Origin of the sequence: Veillonella rogosae JCM 15642, assembly GCF_002959775.1 — a bacterium.
Lineage (GTDB): Bacteria > Bacillota > Negativicutes > Veillonellales > Veillonellaceae > Veillonella > Veillonella rogosae.
Genome location: NZ_PPCX01000012.1, coordinates 163,889 through 177,169, shown reverse-complemented (window position 1 = coordinate 177,169; position 13,281 = coordinate 163,889). Strand labels below are relative to the sequence as shown.

Here is a 13,281-nt window from a genome sequence, read left to right as displayed (position 1 = left end):
ACATGTTTCATTACAATCAGGACATTTTATTTGTCGCATAAACTCTTCCTCCATATTTGTTTATATATAGGAAGATATAACCTCATTTTAGTCAGTAATTACAAGGGTTAATTGATGTTTCCACCCACACTTTTTGTCCACCCTCAAACTTCTCCCAAAAAAGATTAAACCCTTATAACACTAGTAAATATCTAGTGTTATAAGGGTTTTTACACACACTTTTTGTCCTATAAGCCAAGATACGGTTGGTTAGACCGAAAAATAAAAAATGACGCAATTCCAATGGATTGCGTCATTTCTATGTCATGTTTTGGGATTAGCTATTGAGCTCGATAGAGGAACCTGGATCGATAATGAGGGCTGTTTGATTGTATTTGCCTTCAACTAAGCTTGTAAATACACCTGGTTCACGGTCGATAACAGGCCATGTTTTGTAGTGAATTGGAATGGAGATACGCGCTTTTACATAAGAAGCGGCAAGAGCCGCATCTTCAACGCCCATCGTGAAGTTATCACCAATAGGAAGTAATGCGTAGTCGATATCGCCAAAGCGATTCAATAATTTCATGTCGCTAAAGAGTGCTGTATCGCCAGCGAAGTAAAGAATGTCGCCGTAGAAGTCTACGATGCAACCTGCTGCATGACCGCCTGGGATACCAGCGCCGTGGAAGGCAGGAACTATGCGAACAGAACCGAATTCGAAGTCGAATTTGCCGCCTAAATGCATAGCATGAGCACGGCAACCAGCAGCAGCTGCTTTACCTGCTACCTCTGCAGTAGAGATAACGAGGGCATCGTTTTCTTTGGCGAGGTACTCTGTATCGCCGTAATGGTCGTCATGACCATGGCTAACAAAGATATATTGGCATTTAATATCTTCTTTTTTAGCGATGTCCCATGTATTGCCCGTTAAGAATGGGTCAAAAATCATGGATACATCACCGTGAGTGAGCATAAAGCAAGCGTGGCCGAAATAAGTTAGTTTTGTTTTCATAGGAACACTTCCTTCCTTATACATATAATTGTTAATTCTATTGTATAATATAACTAATGAAAATAAAACTATAGATGATAATTTATGCATGATTAGTAAGGATATAGTATGGATTTAACACATTTTGATCAAGATGGTAATGCCTGGATGGTAGATGTGTCTGACAAGGACATTACATCTCGCACAGCTGTGGCGGAAGGCTTTATTGCTATCAACGACGCTATTTATGAGCGCATTGCTGCAGGTACTATGAAAAAGGGCGATGTCCTTAGCGTAGCACAACTAGCGGCTATTATGGGGGCTAAACAAACGAGTAATCTCATTCCCCTATGTCATCCGTTGGCATTGACTAAGGTTGAGGTTCACTGCACCTTAGTAGATGGTGAAAGCCCGGCTTGTATCGATGAAAATCACAACAAGGCTGTTAAGGTGAGTGCTATCGTTAAAACAACTGGTAAAACAGGCGTTGAAATGGAGGCCCTTACAGCAGTTCAAGTGGGCTTACTCACCGTATACGATATGTGTAAGGCCATCGATAAAGGCATGATTATAGGCCCTACATACCTCGTAGAAAAAGAAGGCGGTAAAAGTGGACATTTTGTGCGTTCCTTTGTAGAATAATATAGATATAAAGAATAGGGGAACGATAATGGAAATAGTACTTTATGAGCCAGAAATCCCTGGCAATACAGGAAATATAGCGCGTTTATGCGCCGCCAATCACATGACTTTGCACCTTATCAAACCGCTGGGCTTTTCCATCGATGATAAGCATGTAAAACGAGCGGGTCTTGATTACTGGCATTTAGTAGATGTGCAAGTTCATGAGAATATTGAGGAACTATATGAGAAATATCCAGATCGTAGATATTTTTATGCTACTACAAAGGCTAAGCATACACACTCCGAGGTCAACTATGAAATCGGGGATATGCTCGTTTTTGGTCCTGAATCGAGAGGCTTGCCTGAAAGTCTTTTAGAAGGCAAAGAGGATACTTGTATTCGCATACCAATGGTCGATGAAGCCCGTTCTTTGAACCTGTCTAATGCAGTGGCTATCATTGCCTATGAAGGCATGCGTCAACTTGATTATCCAGATCTTAAAGCAGAAGGAAACTGGATTCAACCTAAATAATTATACTTTCACTATAAAGGGATATAGTATAAGTATGTGTTAAAGGACCTACCAAATCTCTATGACCGGTAGTGTTTCGTACGGTGTTGTTAGAGGAGGATATTATGAACTACGATAAAGCTCATGATTTAGCTCACGCTATGCGTGAATCCGAAGAGTACAAAGAGTTAATGGCTGCTCAAGAAGCAGTGAAGGCTGATGCAGTAGCAACGGCTTTGGTACGCACATTTATGGCACAACAAATGCAATGGGAATACGCTAAGTTGTCCGGTGCTCCAGAAGCAGATGAATTGCAAAAGAAACAAGAGGAATTGATGCCTCAAATTCAAGAAAATGCTGCAGCGACTTCTTATTTGCAAGCGCAAATGCGTTGGAGCCAGATTTCTAATGATATCTATAAAATCATTAGCGAACCAATCACTGAGGGGATGAAAGTGTTAGATCATGGCGAACAACAACAACCAAAACATTAAGGCCTTAAAAGAAGCCTTATTAGAGAAATTACCTAGTACACGTGTGCGAGAACAGGAGCTGCTTTGTCATCATACGACATTTAAAATTGGTGGTCCAGCTGATTTATTTATTGAACCTACGACGATGGATGAGTTGAGCTTTACGCTACGCACTATTCACGAATTACAAGTGCCTGTAACTATTATTGGTTGCGGCTCCAATATTTTGGTGAAAGACGGTGGTATTCGCGGTGCTGTCGTATCGGTTCGACATATGACACAAATCATGGATTGCAATGATAATGTATTATGCATTGGTTCTGGTTATATGTTAAAAGATGCTTCTGAATTTGCTTGGGAAAACGGGCTATCTGGCCTTGAATTTGCCATTGGTATTCCAGGTACGCTCGGTGGTGCTGTATTTATGAATGCAGGTGCTTATGATGGGGAAATGAGCAATGTAGTCACTACAGTACGCGCCGTAGATTTCCAAGGCAATATTAAAGAATACGATGCATCTCACTTAGATTTCGGATATCGTCATAGCGTATTCCACGATAACCATGAGGTTATTGGGGAGGTTATTATGACATTACAACCTGGTGATAAGGATGCTATTAAGGCTCGCATGGATGAGCTCACAGAAAAGCGCGAATCTAAACAACCTCTAGAGTATGCTAGCGCAGGTTCAACCTTTAAACGCCCACCAGGGTATTTTGCAGGTACTTTGATTGAACAAACAGGTCTTAAAGGGTTATCTGTTGGTGATGCACAAGTATCTCATAAGCATGCTGGCTTTGTTATCAATACTGGCAATGCTAAAGCTAAAGATGTGCTTGATCTTATCAAAGAAGTACAAAAACGCGTATATGACCAACATGGTGTACATCTGGAGCCAGAAGTACGCATGATTGGGGAAGAATAATACAATACTAATAAAAGATTTCTTATGTGACGTTCCTCTTATCTTATTCGAGGCAAGGTATCATAAGGAATCTTTTTTATTATCCTATGCTTAGATAGCTCACTTATCCTTAAGATGAGTCAAAAGTATAATCAAATGTAGAAATTGCCATGATTAGAAATCCTGTACTTCTTTGACTTTTTTCTATAGACTACGTTATAATTAAGTGTTGCCAGTTTTGGGAATATACCTACATAGCTACTTTCACAAGCGCTATGTGATATAGAATATACTGAAGGAATTAAAGGGAGGATCTTATGATTCGCGAAAATCTTCGAAATGTAGCGATTATCGCCCACGTTGACCATGGTAAAACTACTTTGGTGGACGCGTTATTAAAACAAAGCCATGTGTTCCGTGATAATGAAAAGGTAGCAGAACGCGTAATGGACTCCAACGACTTGGAACGTGAACGCGGTATTACTATCTTGTCTAAAAACACTGCAGTTATGCATAATGGCATCAAAATCAACATCGTTGATACTCCAGGCCATGCTGACTTCGGTGGCGAAGTAGAACGTGTACTTAACATGGTTGACGGCGTATTGCTTCTCGTTGATGCATACGAAGGTCCAATGCCTCAAACAAAATACGTTTTGCGTAAAGCTTTAGAACAAAAATTGAAACCAATCGTAGTTATCAATAAAATCGACCGTCCAGACCAACGTGTTAAAGAGGTTGAAGACGAAGTTCTTGAATTGTTCATGGAACTTGAAGCTGATGATGATCAACTTGATTTCCCTGTAGTATACGCATCTGCTCGTTCTGGTGTGTCTAAAACTAACTGGGATGACGAAGCGGTAAACATGGAGCCATTGTTCCAAACATTGATCGACGAAATTCCTGCACCACAAGGTGATATGGAAGGTCCTCTTCAATTCATGATTACTACACTTGATTACGATAACTTCATCGGTAAAATCGCTGTAGGCCGTATTGTTCGCGGTAAAATGAAAACTAACCAACAAGTGGCTATCATGAATGGTGAAAGCACTCGTAAAGCGAAAATTGGTCGCGTATATACTTATAATGGTTTGAACCGCGTTGAAACTGACGAAGCTGAAATGGGCGATATCATTGCATTCGCTGGTATCGACGATATCAACATTGGTGAAACTGTAGCTGATGCTGAAAATCCAGAAGCATTACCATCCATCTCCATCGACGAACCAACATTGTCCATGGTATTCTCCGTAAACAACTCTCCATTCGCTGGCCGTGAAGGTGAATTCGTTACATCTCGTCACTTGCGTGATCGTTTGTTCCGCGAAGTAGAAACTAACGTTTCTATGAAAGTAGAAGAAACTGATTCTGCAGATGCTTTCAAAGTATCTGGCCGTGGCGAATTGCACTTGGCTGTATTGATTGAAACGATGCGTCGTGAAGGCTACGAATTACAAGTAGGTAAACCTCGCGTAATCTTCAAAACTATTAACGACCAATTGTGCGAACCACTTGAAGCATTGACTATCGACGTACCTCAAGAATTCATGGGTACTGTAATGGAAAACCTTGGTCAACGTAAAGCTGAATTGACTAACATGGTTGAATTAGCTGGTTACCTTCGTATGGAATTCGTAGTTCCAGCTCGTGGTTTGATCGGTTTCCGTGCACAATTCTTAACAGCTACAAAAGGTAATGGTATCATGAACCATGTATTCCATGGCTATGCACCATATAAAGGTGAAATTCCTTCCCGTACACGCGGTGCTTTGGTAGCATTCGAAAATGGCGAAACTACTCCATATGGTTTGAACTCTGTTCAAGACCGTGGTACATTGTTCATTGGCCCTAACCAAGACGTGTACGCAGGTCAAGTTATCGGTGAAAACACTCGTGAACTTGATATGGATGTTAACCCATGTAAGAAAAAACACGTTACTAACATGCGTTCTAGCTCCTCTGATGAAGCAGTTCGTTTGACTCCACCTCGTATCTTCTCCTTGGAGCAAGCTCTTGAGTGGATTAACGACGACGAACTCGTTGAAGTAACACCAGAAAGCATTCGTATGCGTAAAACAATCCTTGATCGTAACGCACGTGCGAAAGCTGCTAAAAACAAAAAATAATATCTATATAGATAGAAAACGACGCTCCTTAGGGGGCGTCGTTTTTGTATTTTAACAGAATAAGAATAGAATTTCATACATGGTAAAAAATAATAGATTTCATCGTTTAGTATGAGTAAGATAATCTTATTTATTATATCTATATGAAAAATAGATGATACTTTTATCAATTATGTTAGAATGGCATACATAGGAATGTATATACTAACTATGCATACTAACTTGACTATAGGGGTATTGGTATATACGAAATAAGTATAACGCTGTATAATAATAACAAGTTTGTTGAAATATATTATTGATTATGGAGGTTCTTATGAATAAGAAAATCTTAGCTTCTTTGTTCGCAGTAGGTTTAGCAGCAGGTTGTGTGTGCTCTTCCGTTGATGCTCATGGCGTATTCTTTGCTAACCGTCTAGATGAAAAAGTATTAGTTCTAGGCGAAGGTCCTTTGGATAACGCTTACAAACCTGAAATGGTAACAGGTCTTGTAGGCTATGACAACAATGGTGCAGTAATCCCTGTAGAAGTTGTTAAACATGAAAAAAATATTGCTGTCGTGCCAACAGATAAATTAGGCGTAACAGCAACTAATTTTGACTATGGATACTGGACAAAAGACAAGGATGGCAAAACTGTTCATAAACCAATCACAGAAGTTCCTGGTGCTCAAAAAAGTACACATGCTATCAAATATGACGTTCACTACTGGAATGCAGAAGCAAAACCTTTAGACAATAAAGACGCTTTCATCCAAATCATTCCATCCGTTAACCCATTGACACTTAAAAAAGGTGATACCTATGAAATTCAAGTCTTGAAAGAAGGCAAACCATATGCAAATGCACCTTTAATCAAAGACGTAATTAACGATCTTACTAATGAAAGCCAAGCTGATGCTAACGGTAAAGCAACAGTGACTGTAAGCGCTAATGGACTTAACGTAGTAGGTGTTGAAGTAGGCTTCCCAACACAAACTAAAGGGGAACAAAACAAATACTTCAGCGCATTGTCCTTCATTATCAATCCTGAATAATTAAGTTTTATTTTACCGAGTGTGTGGATATACAAGACCTCCTAAGTTGGGCTTAGGGGGTCTTTTTATATTTTGGTGTCTATGTCGTTCTGTGAGGGTGCTTACCTGCAAGGTAGGGAAAAAGGAGAGATACTTATGAAATTACAACGTCATGTGTCGGCTGTGATGGCTGCGTTAGTGTTAACTGGCATGTCTTATTCTGCAATGGCTACAGAATTTAATGCTACCAGCGATAAAGCAGAGCAATTGCTAGGCTTAACAATGGGGTCACCAGTACAAACGCAACCTGAGGTTAAACACATAGAGGATACATTAACCGTTAATGTACATGGTAAAAGTTTAACAGAGGCCGGTAAAAGTAAGAATGTTACAGGTATTTATAATGGCTTTGGTTCACAACTAACTGTAGACAAAGATCTTGTCGTACGATTAAAGAATGATGCACCAGCATCGAAGAGAGAATTAGGTCATTATTATATGAGTGCAGTCTATGCTGGTTATGGCGGCAAGGTACCACGTCTAAGTAAAGATAACCCTGATCGAGACTATGGTGATACTAATATTCATGTGAAAGGTAATGTGGATATCGATGCTATCGGTGTAGGTTTACAAGCCAATCAGCGCGGTCATATTATTGTTGATGGTGGTGGTCGTATCATTACCCATCCTTTAGAAACATCTGATACGTACTCCGTAGTAGCTGAAGAGGGCGATGTCTATGTAAATGCAGGTTCTGATGGTAAACATCCAGGTACCAAAGACTTGGTTGCTGTTGGTAATGTAGGCTTAATCGATAAGGATTATGGTCGCGATCCAAACCATAATGAAGAACCGACGAATGTAGGTTTAGCTTTCACAACACCAAACTCTAGCCTCACAGGTGCTGTATTAAATGAATATGCTGAAAGCAATAAAAATCCTCATAATTCTGGTGCAGATATTTACCTACAAAATGGTGCTACTTGGAATAATGAGTGGATTGGCATGGAGCGCCCTACACCTAAAAAAGAACGTCCATCAGGGGATAATGCAGCGTACCTATACAAGGGCAGTAAGGTTCGCAATCTTGTAGGTGGTGTTAACTCAACTGCAGCAGGTAACATTCATCCTATTGATGCGCGGCCTATAACAATTCAGACCTATAGCGGTTATGTGAATGCCATTTATAAATCTGGTGTGCCGGCTAGCGATACAGGAAAAGGGCAAATCATCGTTGAACATGCGGCGGATAATAGCCATATTACAATGCAAGGCGACCATTCCGGTAATACCATCGACGATGCAAGCTACAAAAAGGATATTCAAGCATTAGCTGAGAAATTACAATACACCGGCAATGATAAGAAGCTTAGCACAACAGTTCTAATCAATGAAGGCATTACTACACCTAGCGCTGTTGCAGCCCTAGGGGCAGATCATTTTGATTCTCAAGGTCATCTTATTGTAGATGATACAACAAAAGTTGTTCGTGCTAGTGAATCATCTCTCGTAGGTGGCACAAAATCTGCCCTTACTTCAACAGTTATGGCGTGGAAAAATAATACTAATGATTTACAACGTCGTTTAGGTGACCTTCGTTTAGCTAATACAGATAAAGGAATATGGGCTAAATATATAGGTGGTAAATCTAAGATTACAGATGGTGCTGATGCACATATGACATACAATGGTGTACAAATAGGTTACGACCATAAAGCCTCCAATGGTTGGATTTTCGGCGGTGCCCTAGATTACAGTACATCTAGTAACTCTTATGCCAACGGCAGTGGCGATGGTAAGTTAGGTGGTGTTGCCTTATATGGTACAAAACAACACGATGATGGTCGTTATCTAGATATTATCGCTCGTGGTAATAGATTATCCAACGACTATAGCCTTAACTCTATGAGCGGCCAACGATTAAATGGTAACTACCATACATATGGTACATCCTTGAGTGCTGAATATGGTAAGCGTATTAAGAAACAAAATGGCTTCTACATTGATCCTAGTGTAGAATTTATCTTAGGTCGTTTAAAAGGTATATCCTATGATGCGTCTATTGTTGGCGGTGGCTCCATGCATGTTAAATCTGATGCTGTGAACTCTGCTGTAGGTAGACTCGGCATTGGCATTGGCAAAGAAACAGAAAAATCAAATATCTTTGCTAAATTAGCACTAGCTCATGAATTCTCTGGTAAATTGAACACTACATACTCTGCACCAGGTAACCCAACAGTACAAACTACAGTTGACTTGAAGGATACTTGGCTTGATGCGGAAATCGGCGGCTCTTGGAGCATTCGTCCTAGTACATATCTATATAGTACATTCACTAAAAACTTTGGTGCTACCATAGATAATACATGGCGTATCGATGCAGGGGTACGACACAACTTCTAATTAAATATTGCACTAATAGTCCTTATAGCGTATGCTGTAAGGACTATTAGTATGTAAGGAGTATATTATGACTAAAATTTTATTCATCTGTCACGGTAACATCTGCCGTTCTACGATGGCAGAGTTTTATATGAAGCATATTGTTGATAAGGCTGGATTAAGTGATTCTATTTATGTTGAATCTGCCGCTACATCTCGTGAGGAGATAGGCAACGATACTCATTATGGAACTAAGCAAAAGCTAGATGAAATGGGTATTCCTTATACTCGTCGTAAGGCTCGCCAAGTGACCGTTGATGACTATCATAACTTTGATTACCTCGTTATTATGGATGAAAATAACGGACGTAATTTAAAACGTATCATTGGAGATGATGTAGACTCTAAGGTATACAAGGCTATGTCTTTTGTTGGTGAAAGCCGTGACGTAAAGGATCCTTGGTATACTGGGAATTTTGATGAAACCTATGACGATGTAAGTCATAGTTGCGATGCTCTATTAGAATTAATTAAAGAGAGTCTTTAATTAAAATATCCCCTAATATTAGTTGATATACAACTTAATATTAGGGGCTTTTCTATATGAACCTAGTGTTTGTATATACTTTGTACTACCGAACCATAGCGTTATATGGTATAATTTTTAGGTATTCATGCGCCTATAGCTCAGGGGATAGAGCGCCGGTCTCCGGAACCGGGTGCGCAGGTTCGATTCCTGCTAGGCGCACCAAATAAAAGGCTTCTCGAAATTTCGAGAAGCCTTTTTATGTGTCTTTATTCTTTAGGTTGATGTATCGTTCAGAAAATTATATGTTAGCATCTATATTTAGTACAACGAATTCCTCGTGCTTGGAATTCATTCATCAGGAAGTCTATTGATTTATCAATGATTTCTTCATTAGTTATATATACCATCTTTTTGTAATAGACAGTACCATCAAATTCTATCCAACGGCTTGTTTTACCATTTAGTTTGCAAATTTGCATTCTGCCGGCCCAGCTGCCCATGCTACGGAATTTTTTACCTTTAGAAAAACGTACCTCACGAATATCGCTTAATTTAAATGTTCTTCTTACTAAGCCAATGCCTATAGAGACTTGATCATCCTTAAAGTAAAGAAGTTTATAACGCTCTTCAGGAGGCATAGATCTAATTATAGATAAGTTATAAGTAGCAAAAACTACAGCAATAGCGATCAATAGAAACATAAGTATTATCATATATTTTCCCATACTTTCAAAGCCTCCTTTTCTTTATTATAATAAATATAAATAATATATGAAACAGCTATATTAATTCTAGTAATAGGAGAGAAACGAATGGAAATACATGCACGAACTACTAAATGGAGTATTCTATAATTTATGCTTCATGAATGAAATTTCATATTTCTTATATATTCGGTATGATATAATATTCTCAAATTTGCATTGTTATTTGTAATAGAAATGGAGAGGGTTCTATGCTTTCAACACTTATATTTTTCTTAATTGTATTCTTGATTTACTTCTTTATTAAGCAATACAATTTATTGCAAAATTTGACTGTAGAGATAAAAGAAGCACGTGCTAATATTATTGTTGCCTACGAGAAAAAGGTTGCTATCGTAAACCAATTTACAGGTCTTGTAAATGAGTATGGTGATTATGAAAAACTAATCCAGTTGAAAGTTTCTGATAACTTTGTAGAAATGGCTCGTGAAACATCTAAGGCGGTACAAAATATTACAGCCTTAGCAAATCAATTCCCTGATTTGAAAGCCAATACTCAATATGGCAAATTCTTAGAAGCTATTAGCGAAAACGAAACATTTATTTCCAATAAACGGGAAATTTATAACTATGCAGTTAAGCAATACAACAGTGCTATTGCGCAAATTCCAATGGTATTTGTAGCATCCTTATTAGGTTTTAAACAAGCTCCGTTCTTTGATCCAAATAATGAAGGTGCGTTGGCTGAGTTCAGTGGTGCCGATCCAGAAGCGATTAAAGAGCTTGCATTGAAAGGTCGCGATAAATTAAAAGAAACTACTGATAAAGTTAGCGAGTCCTTTGAAAAGAGAGAACAAGAGGCACAAGCTAAGCGAGAAGAACGTATCAGACAAGAGCGTGAAGCTGCTAATAATGAGAGTGTAACGAGTGAAGAGAAAACTGAAACAGAAGCTTCTAAAACTGAAGAGGCGCCTGCTCCGGTAGAGAAACAAGAAGAGAAATAATCATATACTCCATTGATGTATATGAGCAGATAGTATAAACCTATTTGCCAAATGAGAGATAAAAGACTCCACTTATTGAGTGGAGTCTTTTGTTTTTGTAAGAAGCACATTAAATAGTCTTTATGTGAAAATACATATTTAATAATATTGAAATAGCATAATAAATGTGACTTGAGTAACACATTTTATTTTGAGAATGATGTACAATAAAAATAGCTATATGAAAATCTGAACCTCCTAGATGGAACACTAGGCATATAGGGGAGAGTTAAATGGCATAGTACATTTAACTAAGTGAAAACTACTTATAACTTATATATCTATAGCTTGTACATATTTGTATGTAGCTAATTAGAGGGGATATTATGACAAATACAATACAAGAGCTTACGGTCAACGAAGCTTGGCGTGATGAACAAGATGCGTGGAATAACCGTTCCGAATATTTTGTGGAAATGCACAATCGAGAAGATCGGAAAGCACAAGTAACTGAATTTTTAACATTTTTAAAGGATGAAAATCTATTACCAGTAGCAGGTGGACGGACTTTAGACGTAGGTTGTGGTGTTTGCGATTATGCACTAGGCATAGCTCGTGAAGGGTATAAGGCAACTGGTATCGATTTATCGGATGGTATGATTCGAGGTGCTAAACAGTTAGCAGAGACAGAAGGTCTTGATCTGAGTTTATATATCGCACCTTGGTCTGATGAAACACGTCGAGAACTCGGTTGGGATAAGAGTTTCGACTTGGCGTATAGCATTTTCTGTCCCATCATGTTTGATGTAGAAAATATTCGTGCCATGCACGAAGCAAGTCATGATAAATGCTTGTGGATTGCTTTCAGCGAGCGCAGTGATGAAATGGTAGATATGCTATCTGAACATTTCTTTGGTCGCGACTCATTCCCTTGGGATGGAAAGATGAAAGCATGTTTAGATGTTATCCATGAAATAGGGCATAATGTAAAAGTGACTTATAAAACAGTGCCTGAAACAGAAGTTATGAGCCTTGATAAAGCGGTTAATTACTTTACTATGCGACTTCATAATAACGGCTGGGGCGCTATGGATGATATGAAAGAAGAGATTAGAAATCTCATTGAGCCACTAGCTATCAATGGTGAAATTCATAATAAGACCGTTGATAAGGTCGCTTGGGTTTCTTGGTCTGTAAAATAGGAGATTAACGTGACAGTTGATGAAAAACGTAAGTTAGAACTAAAAACTATGTACCAAATTATTGGCATCTATTGTCGTGATAAACACCACACGCCTAAAGGTGAACTATGTGAGGAGTGCCAAGACGTTTGGCATTATGCAGAGCATCGTATTGATGTATGTCCACATATGGAAAGTAAAACCTTTTGCAGTGTATGTAAAACACATTGCTATGGGCCAACGTATCGTGAAAAGATACGTGAAATCATGCGATATGGTGGGCCTAGAATGTTATTTGTATCACCGATCCAAGTAATTAAACATATGTATCTTGAATGGAAAGACAAAAAAAGAGGCTAGCATTGCTAGCCTCTTTCTTAATGGATTTATCACATTTTTATGTAATACTAGATTACGCGATTGCTTTGTCCAATACAGCTTTGATTAAAGCTTTTGTTTGTTCATAGCTTTCACCAGGTTGAGCCTCGTATTGTTTGTCGAGGTCAAACCACAAGTTTGGATAGTATTCATATGGATGAGTTTTGAAGAGCTCGTGAGCATCTTGATCTTCAACCCAGTTAATATGAATATCTGCGTATGCAGGGTTTTCTGCAACGAGTTCATCGATAGCGCGGAATGCGTTTTCGCAGTAAGGGCAACCGATTAAGTGGAAACCTAAGATTTCTTTCATGTTACACAGTCCTTTCCAGATAGAATCAACATATACTTACATAATTTGAGATTTTATACATACTCATGTACCACAATATATGGTACACTACTGAGTATATCACATCTATATAAGATATTCAATTTTTTAGATATATCTAACGAGAATATTGAGAATGCAATATGCATGTATTACATAGATAA

14 protein-coding genes and 1 tRNA gene are annotated in these 13,281 nt (G+C 38.6%); 12 read left to right on the top strand and 3 right to left on the bottom strand.

All coding sequences use genetic code 11. The features are described from left to right. Window positions 1-316: 316 nt before the first annotated feature. Window positions 317-994, bottom strand: coding sequence for a metal-dependent hydrolase (locus VRHSUH09_RS09375; protein ID WP_054746930.1), 678 nt, complete (start codon window positions 992-994; stop codon window positions 317-319). A 108-nt stretch (window positions 995-1,102) separates the two neighbouring features. On the opposite strand from VRHSUH09_RS09375, the gene moaC reads away from it, so the two are divergent. The 9 genes from moaC (at window position 1,103) to VRHSUH09_RS09330 (ending at window position 9,762) form a co-directional block, all read left to right on the top strand. Further along, window positions 1,103-1,615, top strand: a complete 513-nt coding sequence (moaC, locus tag VRHSUH09_RS09370; protein ID WP_105082019.1) for a cyclic pyranopterin monophosphate synthase MoaC — start codon at window positions 1,103-1,105, stop codon at window positions 1,613-1,615. A gap of 28 nt (window positions 1,616-1,643) precedes the next feature. Beyond that, window positions 1,644-2,129: a tRNA (uridine(34)/cytosine(34)/5-carboxymethylaminomethyluridine(34)-2'-O)-methyltransferase TrmL gene (trmL, locus tag VRHSUH09_RS09365; RefSeq protein ID WP_009351231.1), complete on the top strand. Its 486-nt coding sequence runs from the start codon at window positions 1,644-1,646 to the stop codon at window positions 2,127-2,129. 104 nt (window positions 2,130-2,233) lie between these two features. Next, window positions 2,234-2,602: a YlbF/YmcA family competence regulator gene (locus VRHSUH09_RS09360; protein WP_009351130.1), complete on the top strand. Its 369-nt coding sequence runs from the start codon at window positions 2,234-2,236 to the stop codon at window positions 2,600-2,602. Beyond that, the gene (gene murB, locus VRHSUH09_RS09355) at window positions 2,574-3,506 is read left to right on the top strand and encodes a UDP-N-acetylmuramate dehydrogenase (RefSeq protein ID WP_105082018.1); all 933 of its coding nucleotides are present in this window, start codon (window positions 2,574-2,576) and stop codon (window positions 3,504-3,506) included. The genes VRHSUH09_RS09360 and murB overlap by 29 nt, the downstream gene beginning before the upstream one ends. A 296-nt stretch (window positions 3,507-3,802) precedes the next feature. Beyond that, complete coding sequence (typA, locus tag VRHSUH09_RS09350) at window positions 3,803-5,614, top strand: translational GTPase TypA (protein ID WP_054746924.1); 1,812 nt, start codon at window positions 3,803-3,805, stop codon at window positions 5,612-5,614. Between the two features lie 316 nt (window positions 5,615-5,930). Next, window positions 5,931-6,650 (top strand): DUF4198 domain-containing protein, encoded by a 720-nt coding sequence (locus tag VRHSUH09_RS09345; RefSeq protein ID WP_105082017.1) that lies wholly within the window; start codon window positions 5,931-5,933, stop codon window positions 6,648-6,650. A gap of 135 nt (window positions 6,651-6,785) precedes the next feature. Further along, on the top strand, window positions 6,786-9,032 hold the full coding sequence (locus VRHSUH09_RS09340; RefSeq protein ID WP_105082016.1) for an autotransporter family protein: 2,247 nt from the start codon (window positions 6,786-6,788) through the stop codon (window positions 9,030-9,032). Between the two features lie 67 nt (window positions 9,033-9,099). Further along, entirely contained in the window at window positions 9,100-9,558 is a 459-nt protein-coding gene (locus tag VRHSUH09_RS09335; protein WP_054746920.1) for a low molecular weight protein-tyrosine-phosphatase, read from the top strand. 129 nt (window positions 9,559-9,687) lie between these two features. Next, window positions 9,688-9,762, top strand: a tRNA-Arg gene (locus VRHSUH09_RS09330). 83 nt (window positions 9,763-9,845) lie between these two features. On the opposite strand, the gene VRHSUH09_RS09325 is transcribed toward VRHSUH09_RS09330, so the two are convergent. Continuing rightward, entirely contained in the window at window positions 9,846-10,265 is a 420-nt protein-coding gene (locus VRHSUH09_RS09325; protein ID WP_054746918.1) for a hypothetical protein, read from the bottom strand. 230 nt (window positions 10,266-10,495) lie between these two features. Between VRHSUH09_RS09325 and VRHSUH09_RS09320 the strand changes: the two genes are divergently transcribed. The 3 genes from VRHSUH09_RS09320 (at window position 10,496) to VRHSUH09_RS09310 (ending at window position 12,768) form a co-directional block, all read left to right on the top strand. Beyond that, window positions 10,496-11,248: a LemA family protein gene (locus VRHSUH09_RS09320; RefSeq protein ID WP_105082015.1), complete on the top strand. Its 753-nt coding sequence runs from the start codon at window positions 10,496-10,498 to the stop codon at window positions 11,246-11,248. A 365-nt stretch (window positions 11,249-11,613) separates the two neighbouring features. Continuing rightward, complete coding sequence (locus VRHSUH09_RS09315) at window positions 11,614-12,429, top strand: class I SAM-dependent methyltransferase (protein WP_105082014.1); 816 nt, start codon at window positions 11,614-11,616, stop codon at window positions 12,427-12,429. A 9-nt stretch (window positions 12,430-12,438) separates the two neighbouring features. Further along, the gene (locus VRHSUH09_RS09310; protein WP_054746914.1) at window positions 12,439-12,768 is read left to right on the top strand and encodes a nitrous oxide-stimulated promoter family protein; all 330 of its coding nucleotides are present in this window, start codon (window positions 12,439-12,441) and stop codon (window positions 12,766-12,768) included. 52 nt (window positions 12,769-12,820) lie between these two features. Here VRHSUH09_RS09310 and VRHSUH09_RS09305 read toward each other — a convergent pair whose 3' ends face one another. Then, window positions 12,821-13,099 (bottom strand): hypothetical protein, encoded by a 279-nt coding sequence (locus VRHSUH09_RS09305; protein WP_024063760.1) that lies wholly within the window; start codon window positions 13,097-13,099, stop codon window positions 12,821-12,823. Between the last annotated feature and the right edge of the window lie 182 nt (window positions 13,100-13,281).

Coding starts and splice junctions, on each gene's coding strand:
- VRHSUH09_RS09325 (WP_054746918.1), bottom strand. CDS start 10,265: ATGGGAAAATATATGATAATACTTATGTTTCTATTGATCGCTATTGCT.
- VRHSUH09_RS09360 (WP_009351130.1), top strand. CDS start 2,234: ATGAACTACGATAAAGCTCATGATTTAGCTCACGCTATGCGTGAATCC.
- VRHSUH09_RS09320 (WP_105082015.1), top strand. CDS start 10,496: ATGCTTTCAACACTTATATTTTTCTTAATTGTATTCTTGATTTACTTC.
- moaC (WP_105082019.1), top strand. CDS start 1,103: ATGGATTTAACACATTTTGATCAAGATGGTAATGCCTGGATGGTAGAT.
- VRHSUH09_RS09375 (WP_054746930.1), bottom strand. CDS start 994: ATGAAAACAAAACTAACTTATTTCGGCCACGCTTGCTTTATGCTCACT.
- VRHSUH09_RS09340 (WP_105082016.1), top strand. CDS start 6,786: ATGAAATTACAACGTCATGTGTCGGCTGTGATGGCTGCGTTAGTGTTA.
- VRHSUH09_RS09305 (WP_024063760.1), bottom strand. CDS start 13,099: ATGAAAGAAATCTTAGGTTTCCACTTAATCGGTTGCCCTTACTGCGAA.
- trmL (WP_009351231.1), top strand. CDS start 1,644: ATGGAAATAGTACTTTATGAGCCAGAAATCCCTGGCAATACAGGAAAT.
- typA (WP_054746924.1), top strand. CDS start 3,803: ATGATTCGCGAAAATCTTCGAAATGTAGCGATTATCGCCCACGTTGAC.
- VRHSUH09_RS09315 (WP_105082014.1), top strand. CDS start 11,614: ATGACAAATACAATACAAGAGCTTACGGTCAACGAAGCTTGGCGTGAT.
- murB (WP_105082018.1), top strand. CDS start 2,574: ATGGCGAACAACAACAACCAAAACATTAAGGCCTTAAAAGAAGCCTTA.
- VRHSUH09_RS09345 (WP_105082017.1), top strand. CDS start 5,931: ATGAATAAGAAAATCTTAGCTTCTTTGTTCGCAGTAGGTTTAGCAGCA.
- VRHSUH09_RS09335 (WP_054746920.1), top strand. CDS start 9,100: ATGACTAAAATTTTATTCATCTGTCACGGTAACATCTGCCGTTCTACG.